The following is a 20,846-nucleotide window of genomic DNA, read 5'->3' as shown; positions in this document are numbered from 1 at the left end:
GGTGACACGCTCATCCGAGATCGGGCCGGGTCCCACCGGCCCGATCTTCGTGCTCGGCTCGGCCTCGCCGGCCCGGCTCCGCATCCTGCGGGCGGCCGGCGTCGAACCTGTCGTTCGCGTATCGGACGTCGACGAGCATGCGCTCCTCGCGCGGCTTCCCGGCTCCACGCCGGCCGGTGTGGTCGTCGCCGAACTGGCCCGCGCCAAGGCCGAGGCGGTCGCGGCGCTCCCGGAGATCGCCGAACTGGCCGACTCCGGCGATCCTGTCGTCGTCATCGGCTGTGACTCGATGCTCCACCTGGGCGATCAGCTCCTCGGTAAACCGCACACGCCCGAGCGCGCTGTCGCGCAGTGGTCGGACATGCGCGGTCGTAGCGCCGACCTGCTGACCGGACACCACCTGATCCGGCTGGACCGGCGCGCCACCGCCGGCGGCACGAGTTCCACCACGATCCACTTCGCCGACGCCGACGACGACGTCATCCACCGGTACGTCGCCAGCGGCGAACCGTTGCAGGTCGCGGGCGCCTTCACCCTCGACGGCCTCGGCGGCTGGCTGGTCGAGCGCATCGAGGGTGATCCGTCGTCGGTCATCGGCATCGGGCTGCCGTTGGTCCGCACCCTCCTGCGCGACGTCGGCCTGTCGGTGACCGACTTCTGGCACCGCTGAGCGAGCGCACCCCACCGCTGATCGAGCGCACCCCACCGCTGATCGAGCGCACCCCACCGCTGATTGAGCTTGTCGAAATCACTCCGCCTCGAAGAACTCCGGCCAGTACCGCTTGATGCAGTCCACGGGCTGTCCCTGGCGGTTGAACTGCGGGCCGGTGAGGCCGACCGTCAGGGCCACCGCGCGCTCGCGCGCCGACCCGTGTCCGGAGGCGCCCCCGGTGTCGCCGATGATCGGCAGCAGGCTCGCGACCTGCAGGATCTCCTTGGCGCCGAGCGCATCCCGCTGGTAGGCGGTGGCACCCCAGTTCGCGGCCAGGCAATCGGCGATGAGCTCGCTGTTCTTGCCGGCCGGGAGTCGGCGGTCCGGGATGTCGAAGGCCTCGGCCATCCGGAACACCACGTTGTGGCCGTATTCGTGCGCGACGACGATCGCGGCGGTGAAGTCGCCGACGATCGGCGACGGGACCCCGAAGACGTTGCCGTCCCAGATGGCCGCGAAGGTCTCGACCGGCAGTACGACGCTGCCCTCGGTGGGGGTGCCCTGCCCGTTCGGCTCGGTGTCCGCGCCGCAGAAGAACGCGTTCGCCTCGTCGGAGGGAATCGGCACGGGGCGCGAATCCTCGTCACCGACAATGCATTCGGTGGTGAACGAGGTGCCCGACCCGATGAGCACCCGGCCTGGCGCGGGATCCCCCCAGCCGAGCTCGTCGAACCATCCGCCCCACGTCTGGTCGAGGTCGTCGAGGAGCGTCGTGAGGTACTCGGGGACCGCGGTGTCGACGTTGGCCGGGGTCACCCCGCTCGTCATGAGTTCCGCGGTCGGCGTCGGCAGCTTCGGACAGTCGTCGGGGCGGCACTGGGCCGGGTCGGCGTCGGACGGCCGAGAGGAATCCGAACCCGCGGAACCCGGCGGGCGTGACGGCGTCGGACTCGGGGTGGCGCTCGTCGACGCGGACGACCCCGGAACCCGCCCCGAATCGTCGGACGGGATCAGCGAACATCCGCTTCCGACGGTCAGCGCCGCCACCGCGGCCAGGGAGACCGCCCACCGCACCGCGAGGGGGCCACGTCGATCGATCATTCGGCGAACCTAGCAGGCGATGCCCCGCTTCACCTGCGGTTTGTCGTCTGATCGAAGCACGCTCCGGCCGATGCCCTACCCTTTATCAGCGGGACCGCAGATGGTCCGCGTGATCCACGAGGAACGTCCGAACAGCGAGCTGGAGAGCACCGTGAGCGTTGACACCGACCCGAATCCGGCCTTCGCCGAATACGCCCACCCCGAACGGCTGGTGACGACCCAGTGGCTCTCGGCGCATCTCGGCGCCAAGGGACTCAAGATCATCGAGTCCGACGAGGATGTGTTGCTCTACGACATCGGCCACATCCCGACGGCCCAGAAGATCGACTGGCACCTGCATCTCAACGATCCGGTCACGCGCGATTACATCAACGGCGAGCAGTTCGCGGAGTTGATGCGCAGCAAGGGAATCGAGCGCGACGACACCGTCGTGATCTACGGCGACAAGAGCAACTGGTGGGCTGCCTACGCGCTGTGGGTGTTCACCCTGTTCGGTCACGAGGACGTCCGGTTGCTCGACGGCGGACGCGACGCCTGGATGGCCGAGGACCGCGACACCTCCTTCGACGTTCCCGACTATCCCCGGTCGGACTACCCGGTCGTTGAGCGCGACGACACCGCGATCCGGGCGTTCGCACCGCAGGTCCTGGAGGCCCTGGGCACCGAGCCGCTGGTCGACGTCCGTTCGCCGCAGGAGTACACGGGCGAGCGCACCCACATGCCGGATTACCCGGAGGAGGGCGCGCTGCGCGGCGGGCACATCCCCACCGCCATCTCCATCCCCTGGGCGAAGTCCGCGGCGCCCGACGGCCGTTTCCGCAGCCGCGCCGAGCTCGACGAGATCTACGCCGATCTCGATCCGCAGACACCCACCATCGCCTATTGCCGTATCGGCGAGCGGTCGAGCCACACGTGGTTCGTGCTCACGCACCTGCTCGGTCACTCCGCGGTCCGCAACTACGACGGCTCGTGGACCGAGTGGGGCAATGCCGTGCGGGTTCCGATCGCCGTCGGCGACGAGCCGGGCGCCGTACCCGGCAGCGAGTGAGCCCGACCGCACGATGAGCCTGCCCCCAGCCCTGGCCGAGATCGTCGACGACTTCGGTGCGCTCGGCGACTCCGACAAGATCACGCTCCTGCTCGAGTTCGCCGGCGAATTGCCCGATCTGCCTGCGCATCTCGAGCAGGATGCGATGGAACCGGTACCCGAGTGCCAGTCGCCGGTGTTCCTGTCGGTGGACGCCGCCGACCCGGCGTCGGTGCGGTTGCATTTCAGTGCGCCGCGCGAGGCGCCGACGACCCGCGGGTTCGCCGCGATCCTGCACCAGGGACTCGACACTGCGTCGGCGCGCGAAATCCTCGACGTGCCATCGGATTTCTACTACGACCTCGGACTCGGGAGCGCGGTGAGCCCGCTCCGTCTGCGGGGGATGGCGGGAATGCTGGGCCGGATCAAGGCCCAGGTGCGTCACCAGGTGCCCGACCTCTCCGGGGCATGAAATTCATCCAGATCCGCGACGAACCCATCGAGCCCGGCGGCCTCGTCGAATGGACCCCGTATGTGCCGGGCGGGCTGGGCACCTGGGATTACGACCCCCGGTTGACCTCGCACAACCACGAGCAGCATCTCCGCGACGCGTTCGAGTTCCGGATCCGCAACCGTCGTGAGGGTGGACGCGAGGCGTGGCTCGGGCTGAGCATCGAGTTCGACGAGCCGCTGTCGATCCCGGCCATCCGCTCGGTGCTGACCCAGTGGATCGATCGGCACGAGGTCCTACGGAGTCACGTCGTGATCAAGGGATCCGGACTGCAGCGACTCACCACCGCACCGGGCAGTGTGAAACTGAAGATGGGCCGGATCGGCTGGTATGCCGAGTCCGGCCCGCTCGTCGAGCAGCTGGCCGGTTCGTTCGATCGCGCCACCGCGCCGCTGCATTGGCCGGCGTACCGGTTCGCGACCGTCGGTCGCGAGCGGTCGTTCACCCTGCTCTTCGCCGCCGACCATTCGCTGGTGGACGGATACTCCCTGATCATGGCGCAGCAGGAACTGGTCTCGCTGTACCGCGCGGCGCGAGAGCATCGTGGCGCGAATCTGCCGGAGGTGGGCAGCTATGTCGACTTCAGCGCCGAGGAACGCCGGATCGCCGACCAGACCGGCCGCGACCACCCGGCCGTCGGCCTGTGGTCGGAGTTCCTGGCCGCCGGGGCCGGTGACATGCCCGGCCTGCTCACGACCGAGCCCGCCCGACCAGCAGAGCCCACCCCGGACGAGAGCGCCGCGGACCCCGCACAACCCCAGGAGTCACTGTGGGGTGTCATCGCCGATGACGAGACGGCCAACCGGTTCACCGCGATCTGCTCGGAGGCGGGTGGCACCCTGACCGCGGGGGTGCTCGCGGCCTTCGCAGTGGTTCATCACGAACTGACCGGCGACCGGGAGTTCCGCTGCGTGCTGCCTCGGCACACCCGCAACGATGCCCGCTGGCTGACGTCGCTCGGCTGGTTCGTGGGGGTCGCCCCCTTCTGTGTGGACATGTCCGACTCCCCCACGTTCGACCAGACCGTCGCCCGGTCGACCGCCGCGCTCAAACGCGGTCGTCAGGGGGCGTCGTTGCCGTTCCTGCGCGTGGCCGACCTGATCGGTCACAAGGGCGGACCCAGGTTCGTGATCTCGTTCATCGACACCCGCTACGCCCCGGGCGCCGGTGCGGCCGACGCCGGGCGCGCGAAAGTCATCCGGAGTCACAGCTACTCCCCCGACGAGGTGTACATCTGGATCAATCGCACGCCGTCGGGCCTGCGGTACTCCGCCCGCTTCCCGCGGGAGTCCCGGCCGCGCGATCTGGGCGTCGCCGCCTCGGCGACCGACGTCCCGACACCAAGCGTCCCGTCAGGCCGGGCTGCCGCCCGCCCGTCGTCGGGGACGCTCCTGGAGGCACAACGTGAGGGAATCGTCACATTTTCCGAGCCCGGAGGTCCGGGTGCTTCCGCTCGCGACATCGATGCCTCCGCCGGTCCCGTCCACGCCTACCTGCACGGTTTCGCCGAACTGATCCGCGACCTCGGTGAGGCGAGCACATTCTCTCCGGCGTTGTGACCCAGGGCTCCACCGAACGATTGCTCGGTGGGCTAGGGTATTGCCCGGAAGGTCGCGACACCTGCACCTCGAAGGTGTCGCATCGCCCTCGCCGTCCTCATCCCGGCCGGTGACGGCGTACCACCAGACTTGACCGACGTCCGACAACCGTGTCGCGTGCGCTACCGCGTCGTGAGCACCCGAGTACGAGTAAGGCCCAGGAGAACAAGTGCCCAGTACCTCTGCGAACACCCCGTCCGCAATCAGCAAGGTCCTCATCGCCAATCGCGGCGAGATCGCTGTCCGCGTGATCCGCGCCGCCCGGGATGCAGGCATCGCGAGCGTTGCCGTCTACGCCGAGCCCGACGCGAACGCGCAGTTCGTCAAGCTCGCCGACGAGGCCTTCGCACTGGGCGGGCAGACCTCGGCGGAGTCATACCTGGTCTTCGACAAGATCCTCGACGCGGCGAAGAAGTCCGGCGCGGACGCGATCCACCCCGGGTACGGCTTCCTGTCGGAGAACGGCGACTTCGCCCAGGCCGTCATCGACGCCGGACTCATCTGGATCGGTCCGTCACCGCAGTCGATCCGCGACCTCGGCGACAAGGTCACCGCGCGCCACATCGCGCTGAAGGCCGACGCCCCGATGGCCCCTGGCACCAAGGACCCGGTCAAGGACGCCGACGAGGTCGTGGCCTTCGCCCAGGAGCACGGCGTGCCGGTCGCCATCAAGGCGGCGTTCGGCGGCGGTGGACGCGGGATGAAGGTGGCGTACACCATCGAGGAGATCCCGCACCTGTTCGAGTCGGCCACCCGCGAGGCCGTCGCCGCGTTCGGTCGCGGCGAGTGCTTCGTCGAGCGCTACCTCGACAAGGCCCGCCACGTCGAGGCCCAGGTCATCGCCGACCAGCACGGCAACGTCATCGTCGCAGGCACCCGCGACTGCTCGCTGCAGCGTCGTTTCCAGAAGCTGGTCGAGGAGGCCCCCGCGCCGTTCCTCACCACCGAGCAGCGGTCCAAGATCCACGAGTCCGCGAAGGCCATCTGCCGCGAGGCCGGTTACTACGGTGCCGGCACCGTCGAGTTCCTGGTCGGCAGCGACGGCCTGGTCTCGTTCCTCGAGGTCAACACGCGCCTGCAGGTCGAGCACCCGGTCACGGAGGAGACCGCGGGCATCGACCTCGTGCGTCAGCAGTTCCGGATCGCCAACGGCGAGAAGCTGGAGTTCACCGAGGACCCGACCCCGCGCGGCCACTCGTTCGAGTTCCGGATCAACGGCGAGGACGCGGGTCGCAACTTCCTGCCCGCCCCCGGGCCGATCTCGGTCTACAAGGAGCCGACCGGCCCCGGCGTGCGCGTCGACTCCGGTGTCGTCGAGGGTGACGTCATCGGCGGACAGTTCGACTCGATGCTGGCGAAGCTGATCGTCACCGGCGAGACCCGCGAGCAGGCTCTCGAGCGGTCGCGTCGCGCGCTCGCCGAGTTCCAGGTCGAAGGCCTGGCGACGGTCATCCCGTTCCACCGGCACATCGTCTCCAACCCCGCCTTCATCGGCGACGGCGAGAAGTTCGACATCTACACCAAGTGGATCGAGACCGACTGGGACAACCCGATCGAGCCGTACACCGGCGGCAAGCCGATCGACGAGGACGAGGCCGCACCGCGGCAGAACGTCGTCGTCGAGGTCGGCGGCCGTCGCGTCGAGGTGTCGCTGCCCGGCGATCTCGCGCTCGGTGGCGGCGGCGGCTCGGCCAACGGCGTCGTCCGCAAGAAGCCGAAGGCACGCTCGCGCAAGAAGGGCGGCGGCGCAGCCGTTTCCGGTGACGCCGTGGCCGCTCCGATGCAGGGCACCGTCGTCAAGGTCGCCGTCGAAGAGGGCCAGGAAGTCGCTGCCGGCGATCTGGTCGTCGTGCTCGAGGCCATGAAGATGGAGAACCCGGTCACCGCCCACAAGGACGGCGTCGTCACCGGCCTCACCATCGAGGCCGGCGCCGCCGTCACCCAGGGCACGGTGCTGCTCGAGCTGAAGTGACCCTTCCTGCCCCCTGAGGTGCGAGGAGCGCAAGCGACGAGCCCCCTCTGCTCCCTGAGGTGCGAGGAGCGCAAGCGACGAGCCCCCTCTGCTCCCTGAGGTGCGAGGAGCGCAAGCGACGAGCCTCGAAGGGCAAGGACAACGGGCAGAAAACACAATGCAGCCAGTCGAGATCAACGCCGGGACGTGGTATCTACGTGCGCTTCGTGCGGACGAGCGGATCACCGACGTCCCGGCGTTGTCTCGTCTCCAGGTCGACGACCCCACCGCGTATGTCACTGCGGCACATCACGGCTGGGAGTCGGAGACGAGGTTCGTCTGGGCGGTCTGCATCCCGACCACCGGTGAGCTCATCGCCGTGATCGGGGTGACGCGAGACGGTTCGTCGGGCCGGCTCTGGGGCGAGGCGCGCGACGGCTACGACGAGGCGCTGGATGCCGCGATCGGACCGGTCTCCCGGTTCGCCGAGGGTGCGCTACAACTGGCTGTCGAGACCCCGATCGAGCGCGAGATCGGATGAGCCTCGAAGCCACCGACCGCCACCCGTCGACGCCGTTTGGTGAATTCTTGGTGAACACCTGACGCTGCACCGGCAAAGCCCCAGGACGAAACCGGCAATTCCGGCATTCGCTTTCTAGGTGAAACCGGCGGTCCGGCAGCATGATTGGGCAATGACCGGTGAGATGCTCCTCCTCGTGCTGTTGGTGATCACGGCACTCGGCTTCGACTTCACCAACGGATTCCACGACACCGGCAACGCGATGGCCACCTCGATCGCCACCGGAGCTCTCAAACCCAAGGTTGCCGTGGGGATATCCGCCGTCCTCAACCTCGTCGGCGCGTTCTTGTCCGTGGAGGTGGCCGCCACCATCACCAAGGACGTCCTCAACATCCAGCAGACGTCGGGCGACGTCGTCACCGGACTCACTCCGACCACCGCCCTGCTGATCATCTTCGCCGGACTCATCGGCGGCATTCTCTGGAATCTGTTCACCTGGCTGTTCGGCCTACCGTCCTCGTCGTCCCATGCACTGTTCGGCGGGCTCATCGGTTCCGGTATCGCGGCGATCGGCCTCTCCGGCATCAACTGGCACGGTGTGCTCTCGAAGATCATCGTTCCCGCGCTGTTCGCGCCCGTCATCGCGTGCATCGTGGCGGCCTGCGGCACGTGGCTCGTCTTCGCGATCACCCGTCGTATCGACGCGAACCGCAAAGAGGCCGGGTTCCGGTACGGCCAGATCGCGAGCGCGTCCCTGGTGTCGCTTGCTCACGGAACCGGTGACGCACAGAAGACGATGGGGGTCATCGCGATGGCACTCATCGTCACCGGCCACCTCGACGCCTCGACGGTGAGCCACGGCCTGCCCTTCTGGGTCGTCTTCTCCTGTGCCGCAGCCATTGCGATCGGGACCTACCTCGGCGGGTGGCGCATCATCCGGACGTTGGGCAAGGGTCTCGTCGAGATCAGCTCACCCCAGGGCATGGCGGCCGAGGCTTCGTCGGCCGCGATCATCCTCACCTCGAGTGCGGCCGGGATGGCCCTGTCGACCACGCAGGTGGCGACGGGTTCGATCCTGGGTTCGGGTGTAGGCAAGAAGGGTGCGCAGGTCCGATGGTCGGTCGCGGGGCGTATGGCCGTCGCGTGGATGACGACGCTGCCGGCCGCGGGACTCGTCGGTGCCTTCTGCTACTTCATCGCCAATCTGTTGGGCGACGTCGCGGGCGGCATCGCCATCTTCGTCCTCCTGCTCGCCGCGTCCGGGTACCTGTACTGGCGCGCGCAGCAGAACAAGATCGACTCGCACAACGTCAACGCCGAATGGGACGACACCACCGACTCGATCATTCCGGCTGATCAGGCCAAGCCCACCACGATCGCCTGACGGTCACCGACGCATCCCGAAAGGACTCGAACACCGATGGACATCGTCGAATCGATCATCAAGGTCTTGCTGGTGGGCCTGGTTTTCGGCGCCGGACTCCCCGCGCTGTTCGCCGTGGGCCTGCGTTGTCATGCCCAAGGTGCGCCCGGCGTCGGCGCGGACGGCACCATCTCGAACGGCAGTGCCTCCCTGCGACTGCTCGGTTACGTGATCTTCGCGGTTGTCGCACTCGTCATCGTCACCGCGCTGCTGTGGATCACCCGCCAGACCATCTACTACTACCTCGACGTGAAGATCTTCCCGTTCGGTTACAAGTAGAGGCGCCGTGGCGGACCGAGGCCAGTTTTTGAAGCGGATCGTGGATTGGCTGCGGGTCGGCTACCCCGACGGGGTGCCCCGCGAGGACTACGTCCCGTTGTTCGCGCTCCTGCGTCGTCAGCTGAGCGAGGAAGAGGCGGAGAGCGTATCCGCCGACCTCATCCGCGATCGAGGGGACGCACCGCCGCCGCCCGAACCGATCTCGAAGATCGACGCCGGGGTCAAGATCACCGCGATCACCCAAGACCTCCCCCACGAGGACGACATCGCCCGCGTCCGAAGGCATCTCGAGGCCTCGGGCTGGCCGTTCGACGACGAACCGTTGCACTAGGAGTCGGACAACCGATCGCGCTCGTTCCGGTCCACCTCAGCACATGGCCCAGGCACCGTACTCGGAGCGGTCTTCGTCGCGTTCGGCGATCTGACCGTTGATCCAGATGGCGCAGTACACATAACTCGCGTTGTCGTTCTGGATGTCCGCGGAAATGTACTGGCCGTATTCCTTGTACTCGGTGAAGCTCGACGACCCGCACCACAGCCCGTTGTTCCGCTGCGACAGTTGGACGCGCTGGTCGTAGTGGCGGTTGCCGTTGTCGTATTCGACGTCGTTGCCGTAGCGCTCCGATGAGCAGAACACGGTCTTGACCCGGTCGTACTGATCGGTGATCACGGCCTCGGAAGGCACCGAGATCCCGAGTGCGGGGATGATGACTCCGGCGCTGATGAGAGCCGTGCGGACGATCTTGCGCATTTCTTTACTCCTTGACTAGCGGTGGTTCCAGGTGACCGCGCGTCCACGACGCACGCACGCGTGTCGATCGAAGTTCACCCGGGTGATTGACAGGGCGGGCCAGGAATTCCTCTGCTCGCCCGACAGCCGAGCCGACGGCTGCCTACTGCACGTCGGCTCCTGGGAAGCACGACTCGCATGCGGTCCGGATGCGGCCGTTGCCCGTTCGGAGGCGTCCGCGCCGGCCGCACAGTTCGCAGATCGTGCTCGACTCCTCCACGCTGGCGTCGATGAGAAGCTCGCAAATCCCTCGGGTGAAATCGTCGATCGAGTCTCCGTAGTTCACGTAACAGCGCAGGACCCCGAACTTCTCCTTGATCTGCACGTAGGTGAAGTCGTCGGTGACGGTGGAGAGCTGGCGATGGAGACGGACAAGGAGCGGATACCACCCGGCGTTCACCGAACAGTCAACCTCCGGGGGTGCCATCGCGGGAGGGAGTTCGACGGGTCCGGGCATCATCATGCGACGCCTCGCTCGGCCTCCGCCGCCGGGCCTTCGGAGTCCACTCCGGCCAGCGCGTCCAGAGCGTCGGCCAACAGACGGTCGATGATCGAATAGACCGTCCCGCAGGTGTTCTCGATCTTCCGAACGTTGTTCGCGATCGCGCCGGCAGACTTCTTGATCTCGTCGATCTTGCCGAGTTGCTCGACGGCGGCGGTGATCTTCTCCTCCGCTGTGGAGATCTCATGCGCGCCCGACCGGGTGGCGGCGGCAATGGCAGCGGTTCGCAGGAGCATCACGACCGAACGTACGAGGTCGGGATCATCGGCAGTCGGGTCGAAAGCGAGCACGATTCGACGTCGGCCGAGCACGCGAATCGTCTCGCCGCCGTTCTGTTCGACGGACCGAACCAACCCGACTGCAGCGGTGGCCTTCCGGTTGCGCTCGGCCTCGTCGAAGTACGCGCCCCAATTGTCACGCTTGGAGTCGGTCACCTCCACGACGACGCGCGCGGCTCCACCGTCCACGACCAGCACGCCGTCGCCCTTCTTGCAACGAACGACCGAACCGACGACTGCGCCGGTTTCGAGGTACTCATCCCCGAGGCCGGCGGCGACCTGATGGAAAACCTGATGGATCTCGGCCTCATAAGTGCTCCCCTTGATCGGGGACACCTTGGTGACCGAGGCCTTCGCCTCGGCGACCTTCAACGCTGTGACGACCTCGTCGAGTCGCTGAGCGACCATCGAATGCTGTTCTGCAAGCTGGGCAGTCAGTGCGTCCTGACGCTTGGCGAGGTCGGCGGTGTGCTTGGCCATGGGTGAGGTCGGATCGGCGGGGTCGAACTGCTTGGCCGCCTTGGCGAGCAGTTCGCTGGTGTTCTCTGCAGCCCGTTTGTCGAGGTTCGCGGCGAACCGTTCGAGCAGCGGTGCGAAGCGGTCGACGACTTCCGGGTCGGTACCTCCGAACAGTCGCTTGAGTTCGGCCTCGGTCTCGCGGCGCATCAGCGCGATGGAGTCCGACAGCGACTTGCGAGTTGCCTCATCAGCCTCACGGAGCGTCTTCTGCGCTTCCGCGGCGGCCTTTGTGACAGCCTCCGATGCGGCCTTCACGCTGCGGTCGGTCATCGTGGCGGCCTCCACCGTCGACGACGCAGCTTTCTCGCCCAGTTCGGTGATCATGCGCTCGAGGACTTGTGCTTCCTGCGCCTGACCGGTGGCCGAAAGTGCATGTGAGCCAATGGTGATGGCTTTGGTGACGAACTCACCGAGGTCCGCGTCAGCGAGTGTTGCAAGGTCCTCGACGATGGGACCCCGTTCGCCGGTGGTCCATCGTTGCGCCTCACGGACGACGTCCTTGTCGCGGAGCGTCACTCCCTCGATGACGACGGTCGCGGCCACATCGTCGAAGTGGGCGGGTGCTTTCGGGTTGGTCATCTCGTCTCCTCTCGGTTTGGCCGACCAGCGGGATCGGCTGCCGACAACAGACTGCGGCGAGGTCATATTTTTGGCCATAAGTTCACTGTTAAGCCGCCTTAACAGTCATTCAAGTCCCGATGTCATCGAGCCTGGGTAGTGTTCTCGGCGGATGAGGACCGACGCGACACCGGCGAGGAGGTGACCACGATGAGTACGTTGACGATGCAGGACATCGCCGATCTGGCGAGAGTAACGCGGCCGGCTGTCAGCCAGTGGCGCAGACGCCCGATCGTGCGCGGCGAGTCGCTCCCCTTCCCCGCCGCGGTCTCGACGATCGGGGGCATCGAGCATTTCGACCGCACCGCGATCGTCGACTGGCTGGACCGGACCGGTCGCGGCAAGAACCGCGCGGAACAACACCTCGATGTCGACGCGCTGGCAGTGCCTGAGCACGTCCGGTTCGATGACGTCGTCTGCCTTCTGGCGCTGTATGCGTTGTCGGGGATCGACCTGGCGGACGCAGCGCACGACCATCTGACTACTGCGGCCGCGCAGGTCGACCCGGACGACCACCTGATCCGACGCGAGCTCGACGCGATGACCGCAACACCGGACACATTGCGATTCACCGAGAAGCTCATCGACGCCTCACTGGGTACACCTGATGCCCTGACTCGTCTCGAGCGGGGGCGTTTGGGTCGGGCGCGCGGTGTCCGAGACCTGACTCTCGCCGCACAGAGTCTCGTCCGCAAGATTGTCGGTGCAACGCTGGTTCACCTCGGCGACGCGGAGGTGTCCGTCATCCCGGCCGGCGACCCGGCCTTGGCGCTGACATGTGCGGACATGACGGCGGGGCTCGTCGTCCAGGGCGCCGACGACGTTGCCCGAGATCTACGGCGTCGCGCGGCGATTGCGAGAGTCGGCGTGAGTACCGCAGCCAATACACCGGGCGCCGTCGTCGCGTCGTTCATCGGGTCCGAGGTGTCCGAAGCACTCGACGCTGTGGACGCACTCCTCCTCGACCTGCGGGACGGCGACGTCGCGATGATCATGGCGCCGGCGGCCGCCCTCACCGATCACCTCGCCGGTGACCTGCAGATTCGCCGGTCAGAAACCCTGAAGCTCGGCACTGTTGTTGCGGCACTGCGACTTCCGCGCGGACTCTGGCGCGAGGCACATCGGCAGAGTCAGGCTCTGTGGATCTGCCGGGGTGGAGCGAACTCCGAGGTGATCGGCACCGCAGACCTGGACAGGTTCGCCGTCGACGATCTGGGCGACCTCGCGAGTGACGTCACCGCAATTCTCGACCGGGACTCCAGACGCGCCCACCGGTTTGTCCGGTCACGTGAACTGATCTCGATCCGAGGTAGCGGTACGGTCGTCCCCCGCGGCACCAGTGCCCCGCGCCTGCGATCCCGCGCACTCGCCGATCACGCCGATCGGGTCCACCAGGCCACGTTGCAGACCAGTACACCCGCGCGCACGGTGGACGTGCTCATCAAGACAGAATCCGGGCGGTTTCGCACCCATGATCAGTCGCTCGCTGAATTGCAGGAGCGCAAGCTCATCAGAATCTACTCGGGGAACCGCTTCGACGACTCGGATGCCGACCCCGATGGAACTGTGGTGGTGTTGCCAGAGGGATCGCTGCGGTTCGATCCGTTTGACGCGGCGCAGCGTTTTCCGCGCGCCCGGCGAACCGACCCGGGAGACATCGTGTTCGTCGAGAAGCCGGTCCCACACGCCGTCGTCGACGATGTAGGGGGTTCCCTCGTGCAGGCTCCGGCGAAGCTTCTCCAAATCGATCCGCGGGCACCGCTCGGTCCCCACACGCTCGCCGCGATCATCAATTCGAGATCCGAACCCGGGTCGGAGTGGCAGACCTGGCGAGTACCCGGGCTCACAGCGACCGAGTCCGAACAACTCGAACGAGCGCTCGTCGACGTCGCCGATTATCAGCGCGCCGTCGAGCAAAAGGTAGTGGCGGCCAAGGAACTGACCGTCGCACTCATCGACGGGATTGCCGCCGGCGACATCTCCCTGGACACCACCGAAACCACACCTGGCATAGAAGTTCTGACGACAACAGCGGAACGCGGATGAACGGTCGACGACCAGCGTCCGATTCGACAACAGCTTCGATAGAGAGGAATTACCCCAATGGCCGCAAGGCGCAAGGCAGAACCGTCGGCTCCGTCGACGATGAAAGAACTCAAGGACACCCTGTGGAAAGCCGCGGACAAACTGCGTGGGTCGCTGTCGGCGAGCCAGTACAAGGACGTGATCCTGGGTCTGGTCTTCCTCAAGTACGTGTCCGATGCCTACGACGAACGGCGCGAGGAGATCCGGCAAGAACTCATTGCCGACGGGTTCGACGAGTCACAGATCGCAGACGTGATCGATGACGCCGGCGAGTACCAGGGGGCGGGCGTGTTCGTGGTGCCGCCGATCGCACGGTGGTCCTTCCTCGCCGACAATGCCAAGGGCAAGTCGTCCGAAGACGGCGGCCCAGACAAGAACGTGGGTCAACTGATCGACGAGGCGATGGACGCGGTCATCGCGGCCAACAAGTCGCTCGCCGGAACGCTCCCGCGAATCTACAACCGCGACAATATCGATCAGCGCCGTCTCGGTGAGCTCGTCGACCTCTTCAACAGTGCGCGTTTCAGCCGGCAGGGTGAGCACAAAGCTCGTGACCTGATGGGTGAGGTGTACGAATACTTCCTAGGCAACTTCGCGCGCGCCGAGGGCAAGCGGGGTGGCGAGTTCTTCACGCCGCGCAGCGTGGTTCGTGTCATCGTCGAGGTGCTCGAACCGACCAAGGGTCGCGTGTACGACCCGTGCTGTGGTTCGGGCGGCATGTTCGTGCAGACCGAGCAGTTCATCTACGAGCACGACGGCGATCCCAAACAGGTGTCGGTCTATGGCCAGGAGGCCATCGAGGAGACCTGGCGGATGGCGAAAATGAACCTCGCGATCCACGGCATCGACAACAACGGGCTCGGCGCTCGGTGGGGCGACACCTTCGCGCGAGATCAGCACGCTGATCTCCAGATGGACTACGTCATGGCCAATCCGCCGTTCAACATCAAGGACTGGTCGCGCAACGAAGAAGACCCGCGCTGGCGCTTCGGGGTTCCGCCCGCACGGAATGCGAACTACGCGTGGCTGCAGCACATCCTGTACAAGCTGGCACCGGGCGGTAAGGCCGGCGTGGTACTGGCCAACGGTTCGATGTCGTCGAACAGCAACGGCGAGGGCGACATTCGCGCCGAGATCGTCGACGCCGACCTCGTGTCGTGCATGATCGCTCTGCCCACGCAGCTGTTCCGCAGCACCGGAATCCCGGTGTGCCTGTGGTTCTTCGCGAAGGACAAGACCAAGGGACCGCAGGGGTCGACCGACCGCAGCGGTGAGGTGCTGTTCATCGACGCCCGCGAGATGGGCTACATGGTCGATCGCGCCGAGCGGGTCCTGACCGACGAGGAGATCGTCAAGATCGGTGACACGTTCCATGCGTGGCGCGGCTCGGCCTCAGCGGCGAAGAAGGGTCTTGCGTACGAGGACGTTCCGGGGTTCTGCAAGTCGGCGACGCTCGAGGAGATCAAGGCAGCGGGGTACGCGCTGACTCCCGGGCGATACGTCGGTGCGGCGGAGGTCGAGGACGACGGCGAACCGATCGACGAGAAGATCGTGCGGTTGAAGTCGGAGCTGTTTGCCGCGCTCGATGAGTCGGCTCGGTTGGAGAAGGTTGTGCGGCAGCAGATGGAGCGGGTCGGTGAGTGAGTTCGCTTCGCACTCGCTTCTAGCTCTCACTGAGGCGATCGTCGACAATCGGGGACGGACGTGTCCGACCGTGCCAACGGGCATGCCGCTAATCGCCACCAACTGTCTCAAGCCAGGGCATCGGTATCCCGTGTTCGAGAAGGTTAGGTACGTCGATCCAGAAACCTACGCGACGTGGTTCCGCGGGCATCCGCAACCGGGGGACGTTCTTTTCGTCACCAAAGGATCACCAGGAAGAGTGGCTGTCGTACCAGATCCAGTCAACTTCTGCGTGGCGCAAGACATGGTAGCTCTCCGGGCAAACCGTGATTTAGTAAACGGCAGCTACTTGTACTACAGACTCCTGGCGAACGACGTCCTCGAGGACATCGAGGGAATGCACGTAGGGACGATGATTCCCCACTTCAAGAAGGGCGATTTCGACAATCTGCCGATCCGCATTCACGCCAGTGCAGGTGAGCAGAGAGCCATCGCCGAAGTCCTCGGCGCCCTCGACGACAAAATCGCTGTGAACACAACTCTGCGCGACAGGATCGACGAATTGCTCGCCGCAGAGTTCAGCAATATCTTCAAGATTCGAGCATGGACGACGCTTGGCGACATAGCCGAAGTCAACAACTGCGTGGTCAGGCCTGGTTCAGGCAGTCTCCGCTACCTCGACATTGCGTCCGTAGGTCGTGGATCGTTTGAGCGGCCCAAACAGATCGAATGGAAGGACGCGCCCGGCCGCGCCCGGCGTGTGGTTGCGGAGGGGGACACAGTGTGGTCCACGGTTCGCCCCAACCGTCGGTCGCATGCCCTGATCTTGGAGAAGGACACAAACATCATCGCTTCGACCGGCCTGGCAGTCCTGACCCCTAGAAGCGGGTGGTACGCCGGAGTGTATGAAGCATCCCGAACAGAGCGTTTCGCCGACTACCTGGAGTCAGTCGCGGAAGGCAGTGCCTATCCGGCGGTTCGCGGTGAACTATTCGAACTGGCTCCGGTACCGGCGTTGGCCGACGCCGAATGGGCCGCGTTTGAAGGCAGGGCGCAGCCACTGCGTCGTCTAGCACACGCGGCATCAGAAGAAACGCATATTCTTTCCGACACCCGCGACCAGCTCCTCCCCCTCCTGATGTCCGGCAAGGTGACGGTGAAGGACGTCGAGGGCGATATCAACGACCTACTCTGACGCATACGCAACTCGCCCAACCACCGAGAGAACCAGACCCAAGGATCACATGATGAGCACATTCAGCGAAGCCGAGTGGGAGACTTTGGCGCTCGAGTGGTTGGCCGAGCAGGAGTGGCAACCGCTGACAGGCACGGACATTGCGCCGGGCAAAGAGAACGGTCGCACGCGGTGGGACGACATCGTCCTGCCCGAGCGGCTGCTCGCAAAGATGAGGGACCTGAATCCCGGGGTTCCCTACGAGTATCTCGTGCAGGCACGAGCGGCCATCCTGGCTCCCGAGTCGGGGGATCCGCTCGCCGAGAACCATCGACTGCACGAGATTCTCGTCAAGGGGTACCGGGGTATCAGCTACGTCGATCACGAGGGGCTCGAGCAGACCCCCACCATCAGGCTGGTCGGGCCGCGCCCGGAAGACAACGAGTTGCTCGCCGTTCAGCAGGTCACCGTCCGAAACTCGGAGCACCAGCGTCGTTTCGACGTGGTCCTCTATCTGAACGGGCTGCCAGTTGTGTTCTTCGAACTGAAGCAGGCCGGCTCGGCGCACGCGGATCTCGCTTCCGCCCATGCGCAATTGGGGACCTACCTGCGCGAGTTCCCGATGGTGTTCCGCTTTGCCGTGGTGTCGGTCATCAGCGACGGAATCACGGCTCGGTACGGAACCCCGTTCACACCGCTGGAGCACTATGCGCCATGGAACGTCGACGAGGACGGCAAGCCGATCACCACCGGCCACCCCACCGACCCGGACAAGATGGGGCTCGAACTCGAGTACCTCATCGACGGGGTCTTCAACTCCGAGAGATTCCTGCAGATCCAACGCAACTTCACCGCCTTCGACTCCGGCGCCGACGGTTACGTGAAGCGAATCGCCAAGCCTCACCAGTACTTTGCGGTCACCAAAGCAGTCGGGAACACGGTTGCCGCGGCCGAGAGCAACGGCAAGGCCGGCGTCGTCTGGCACACACAGGGTTCGGGCAAGTCCATGGAGATGGAGCTGTACGCCCACCTCGTAGCGCGACAGCCCAAGCTCAAGAACCCGACGATCGTTGTGGTCACCGACCGCACCGAGCTCGACGGGCAACTCTTCGAGACGTTCAACCGTTCCGAGCTGCTCGACGAATCTCCGGTCAAAGTGACTTCGCGCGAGCAACTGCGCGACGAGCTGACGAATCGCACCACCGGTGGCATCTACTTCACGACGCTCCAGAAGTTCAGCCGTACGCAGGCCGAACGGGACGCCGGCGCCGACCACCCGCTGCTGACCGACCGACGCAACGTGATCGTCGTGGTCGACGAAGCGCACCGCAGCCACTACGACGATCTCGACGGTTATGCCCGTCATCTCGCCGACGCGGTTCCCAACGCCACCCTCATCGCCTTCACCGGCACTCCGATCTCGTTCGCGGAGCGCAACACTCGCGAGGTGTTCGGCCCCTACATCGACATCTACGACCTCACCCGCGCCGTCGACGACGGCGCCACCGTGCCGGTCTACTTCGAGCCGCGGCTGATCAAGGTGAGCCTCGCCGACGAGGTGACCGAGGACGACCTCGACCACGCCGCCGACGAGGCGACCAGAGGTCTCGACGACGCCGAGCGTGCGCAGATCGAGAAGTCGGTGGCCGTCATCAATGCGGTGTACGGCGCACCCGAGCGGGTCAAGGCGCTCGCGGCAGACATCGTCACGCATTGGGACGGCCGTTCGGCATCTTTGGAGACCTTCATCTCCACACCCGGTAAGGCCTTCATCGTCGCCGCCACCCGCGACATCGCGGCCCGCCTGTACGAGGAGATCGTCGCCATCCGCCCGGAATGGCATGACGAGTCCGTCGACAAGGGCGCCATCAAGGTGGTCTACTCCGGCACCGCGAAGGATCAGGGACTCGTCGCGAAACATGTTCGACGCGACGCCCAGAACAAGATCATCCAAAAGCGCCTGAAGGACCCCGACGACGAGTTGCAGATCGTCATCGTCAAGGACATGATGCTCACCGGCTTCGACGCCCCACCCCTGCACACGCTGTACCTCGATCGGCCACTCAAGGGCGCGTTGCTCATGCAGACGTTGGCGCGAGTGAACCGGACGTTCCGAGGAAAACCGTCCGGCTTGCTGGTCGCATACGCGCCCCTCGCGGACAACCTGCAGCAAGCGTTGGCGGAGTACACCGAGACCGATCAGGCCAGTCAGCCGGTCGGCCGCAACGTGGACGAAGCAGTCGCACTGACACAGGAATTGATCTCTCAGCTGGACACTCTGTGCGCTGGATACAACTGGCGGGAGAAGGCGAAAGAGGCCGATCGGGGTTGGATGCGCGCAGCGATCGGACTGACAGAGCATCTTCGGTCGCCCGAGACACCGGGCAACGATGTCCCGGAGGGCGAGGAGACGCTCGGGGGCCGATACCGGACTCTGGCCGCAAGCCTGGCCAAGGCGTGGGCTCTCGCCGGCGGCAAGGACACACTCGAGCAACTGCGCCCGACAGTGCAGTTCTACGAAGAAGTCCGGGTGTGGATGGGCAAGTTCGACGCTGCCGATCGACAGGCCGAGGGCCGCCCGATCCCGGAGGAGATCAAACGCCTCTTGTCGTCGCTGGTGGCGAAGTCGACTGCAACGGGTGAGATCGTAAACATCTACGATGCCGCCGGCCTCCCGAAGCCGTCGCTCTCCGATCTCGGTCCCGACTTCGAGACCAAGGCCAAGGCGGCAACCAATCCGCACCTCGCGATCGAAGCACTCCGCGCGACCCTGACCGAGGAGTCGGCTCGGGCCACCCGCAACAACGTTGTGCGTCAGCGAGACTTCTCGGAGCGGATCACCGAACTCATGAACCGCTACACCAACCAGCAGATCACGTCTGCCGAGGTGATCGCCGAACTCATCGAGATGGCCAAGGAGGTGGCGGCCGAGGGGCATCGTGGCCGACGCTTCTCCCCTGCCCTCAGCGAGGACGAACTCGCGTTCTACGACGCGGTGGCCACCAACGAATCGGCCGTCGAGTTCCAGGGCGACGAGATCTTGGCACAGATCGCGCGCGACCTCGTACGAATCATGCAGCGCGACACGAAATTCGACTGGACTGTCCGGGACGACGTGCGAGCCAAGTTGCGGTCATCCATCAAACGACTGCTGGTGAAGTACAAGTACCCACCGGACAAACAGCCGGCCGCCATCACCACCGTGTTCGAGCAGATGGAGATGATGGCTCCACGGTTCGCCGCAGATAACATCCAGGAAGGTAGCGATGACTGAGCGCTGGGTCGACTGGACCGCGGATGCGCGAGACCGGTTCATGCGTATGATCTCTGATTTGCAAGAGCAGTCTTTGCTCCCCGATCTGACGTCGGTGGAGGACGTGAACGCTTGCGTATCGGAGATGATCGAGCGGCACAAGCAGATCGCCGCCGACCTCTGGGACTCGCGAGCATCAGAAACCTCACCACCCGACGGGAAACATGCCCTGCGCCTGTTGTCGGCAGTGCTCGACGAAGCAGACCAAGTAGTGGTCGACGAGCTTGTTTCGCGGATCCCAGCGACATCAATTCACGAGCGAATGAACTCCTCGGCATACCTGGCCGCGGAACTCCCCCCTCTCACAAGCGAATCAACATCGCCTGCAGCGGAGACATCTGGGAGTGAGATGGTGGATTCGGAATTGCTCGGCGATCCCGACGACTACTGCGGATTTGATCCCATCGAAGACGTAGCGGTCCCGCCACAAGTGACTTGGACCGAAGCTCACCGCAAGGCCGCCCTCGACACGGCAGTGAACACGTACGGCGTCTCGCCCGGCGAGTGGTTTGCGGTCGAGTGGCCACCGACGGAAGGCTCCCTGTGGAGCCCGGGTTCGCTCGTCACTTCGGAATGGGAGCCGTGTGAGGCACACGCCGACGATCCGGACAGCGATGAAGCCGAGGACTGCATTCGGTGCGAAGACTCTGTGTCCACAGATGTCGACGAGATGGCGGTCTGGAAATTCACAACCACGTTGACGCAGTACCGGATCGGATTCGACAGAAGCGGTTCGCTGGTTCGTGACCGCTTCGCCGAAGAGATCGACCGGGCGTTCGAGGTACGCGAGTTCACGCAGGACCCGCGCCTCATTCGAATCGGCCCGCCCCGCCGACACTTCTGACCTACGCCTCCAGAACCCGAGTGGTGTCGCCGACCGTG

At 65.5% G+C, this 20,846-nt stretch carries 18 protein-coding genes; 14 read left to right on the top strand and 4 right to left on the bottom strand.

Annotation, left to right across the window (positions count from 1 at the left end):
• The first annotated feature begins 1 nt into the window (after position 1).
• On the top strand, positions 2–670 hold the full coding sequence (locus ABIC25_RS04990; protein ID WP_354560253.1) for a Maf family protein: 669 nt from the start codon (positions 2–4) through the stop codon (positions 668–670).
• A 78-nt stretch (positions 671–748) separates the two neighbouring features.
• Here the strand turns inward: ABIC25_RS04990 and ABIC25_RS04985 are convergent, their stop codons facing one another.
• Positions 749–1,753, bottom strand: coding sequence for a neutral zinc metallopeptidase (locus ABIC25_RS04985; protein WP_354560251.1), 1,005 nt, complete (start codon positions 1,751–1,753; stop codon positions 749–751).
• A gap of 151 nt (positions 1,754–1,904) precedes the next feature.
• On the opposite strand from ABIC25_RS04985, the gene ABIC25_RS04980 reads away from it, so the two are divergent.
• From ABIC25_RS04980 to ABIC25_RS04945, 8 genes are all read left to right on the top strand, one after another.
• A complete protein-coding gene (locus ABIC25_RS04980) occupies positions 1,905–2,801 on the top strand; it encodes a sulfurtransferase (protein ID WP_239400375.1) in 897 nt (298 codons plus the stop codon).
• A gap of 13 nt (positions 2,802–2,814) precedes the next feature.
• Entirely contained in the window at positions 2,815–3,252 is a 438-nt protein-coding gene (locus ABIC25_RS04975) for a SufE family protein (protein WP_064571638.1), read from the top strand.
• The gene (locus ABIC25_RS04970) at positions 3,249–4,850 is read left to right on the top strand and encodes a condensation domain-containing protein (RefSeq protein WP_239400377.1); all 1,602 of its coding nucleotides are present in this window, start codon (positions 3,249–3,251) and stop codon (positions 4,848–4,850) included. The genes ABIC25_RS04975 and ABIC25_RS04970 overlap by 4 nt, the downstream gene beginning before the upstream one ends.
• A 208-nt stretch (positions 4,851–5,058) precedes the next feature.
• Positions 5,059–6,861 carry an acetyl/propionyl/methylcrotonyl-CoA carboxylase subunit alpha gene (locus ABIC25_RS04965; protein ID WP_354560249.1) on the top strand — a complete coding sequence of 601 codons (1,803 nt, stop codon included), beginning with the start codon at positions 5,059–5,061 and terminating at the stop codon, positions 6,859–6,861.
• Between the two features lie 157 nt (positions 6,862–7,018).
• Entirely contained in the window at positions 7,019–7,381 is a 363-nt protein-coding gene (locus ABIC25_RS04960; RefSeq protein WP_101819037.1) for a GNAT family N-acetyltransferase, read from the top strand.
• A 151-nt stretch (positions 7,382–7,532) separates the two neighbouring features.
• A complete protein-coding gene (locus ABIC25_RS04955) occupies positions 7,533–8,744 on the top strand; it encodes an inorganic phosphate transporter (RefSeq protein ID WP_180819291.1) in 1,212 nt (403 codons plus the stop codon).
• A gap of 36 nt (positions 8,745–8,780) precedes the next feature.
• Positions 8,781–9,062: a hypothetical protein gene (locus tag ABIC25_RS04950; RefSeq protein ID WP_354560248.1), complete on the top strand. Its 282-nt coding sequence runs from the start codon at positions 8,781–8,783 to the stop codon at positions 9,060–9,062.
• A 7-nt stretch (positions 9,063–9,069) separates the two neighbouring features.
• Positions 9,070–9,393, top strand: a complete 324-nt coding sequence (locus ABIC25_RS04945; RefSeq protein ID WP_248645157.1) for a DUF3349 domain-containing protein — start codon at positions 9,070–9,072, stop codon at positions 9,391–9,393.
• Positions 9,394–9,429: 36 nt separating this feature from the next.
• Here the strand turns inward: ABIC25_RS04945 and ABIC25_RS04940 are convergent, their stop codons facing one another.
• The 3 genes from ABIC25_RS04940 to ABIC25_RS04930 form a co-directional block, all read right to left on the bottom strand.
• The gene (locus ABIC25_RS04940) at positions 9,430–9,813 is read right to left on the bottom strand and encodes a hypothetical protein (protein WP_354560247.1); all 384 of its coding nucleotides are present in this window, start codon (positions 9,811–9,813) and stop codon (positions 9,430–9,432) included.
• A 142-nt stretch (positions 9,814–9,955) separates the two neighbouring features.
• Entirely contained in the window at positions 9,956–10,252 is a 297-nt protein-coding gene (locus ABIC25_RS04935; protein ID WP_354560246.1) for a hypothetical protein, read from the bottom strand.
• Positions 10,253–10,311: 59 nt separating this feature from the next.
• Positions 10,312–11,730, bottom strand: a complete 1,419-nt coding sequence (locus ABIC25_RS04930) for a Fis family transcriptional regulator (RefSeq protein WP_354560245.1) — start codon at positions 11,728–11,730, stop codon at positions 10,312–10,314.
• 189 nt (positions 11,731–11,919) lie between these two features.
• Between ABIC25_RS04930 and ABIC25_RS04925 the strand changes: the two genes are divergently transcribed.
• The 5 genes from ABIC25_RS04925 to ABIC25_RS04905 are packed head-to-tail and all read left to right on the top strand — an operon-like array spanning position 11,920 to position 20,808.
• Positions 11,920–13,815 carry a hypothetical protein gene (locus ABIC25_RS04925; protein ID WP_354560244.1) on the top strand — a complete coding sequence of 632 codons (1,896 nt, stop codon included), beginning with the start codon at positions 11,920–11,922 and terminating at the stop codon, positions 13,813–13,815.
• A 57-nt stretch (positions 13,816–13,872) separates the two neighbouring features.
• Entirely contained in the window at positions 13,873–15,498 is a 1,626-nt protein-coding gene (locus tag ABIC25_RS04920; RefSeq protein ID WP_354560242.1) for a class I SAM-dependent DNA methyltransferase, read from the top strand.
• Entirely contained in the window at positions 15,491–16,672 is a 1,182-nt protein-coding gene (locus tag ABIC25_RS04915) for a restriction endonuclease subunit S (RefSeq protein ID WP_354560240.1), read from the top strand. Before ABIC25_RS04920 ends, ABIC25_RS04915 begins: the two co-directional genes overlap by 8 nt.
• A 52-nt stretch (positions 16,673–16,724) precedes the next feature.
• Positions 16,725–19,925, top strand: a complete 3,201-nt coding sequence (locus ABIC25_RS04910; protein WP_354560239.1) for a type I restriction endonuclease subunit R — start codon at positions 16,725–16,727, stop codon at positions 19,923–19,925.
• The gene (locus ABIC25_RS04905) at positions 19,918–20,808 is read left to right on the top strand and encodes a hypothetical protein (RefSeq protein WP_354560237.1); all 891 of its coding nucleotides are present in this window, start codon (positions 19,918–19,920) and stop codon (positions 20,806–20,808) included. Before ABIC25_RS04910 ends, ABIC25_RS04905 begins: the two co-directional genes overlap by 8 nt.
• The last annotated feature ends 38 nt before the right edge of the window (positions 20,809–20,846 follow it).

The organism is Gordonia sp. PvP123 (genome assembly GCF_040547295.1).
Classification (GTDB): domain Bacteria; phylum Actinomycetota; class Actinomycetes; order Mycobacteriales; family Mycobacteriaceae; genus Gordonia; species Gordonia terrae.
This window is presented reverse-complemented; position numbering and strand designations above follow the sequence as displayed.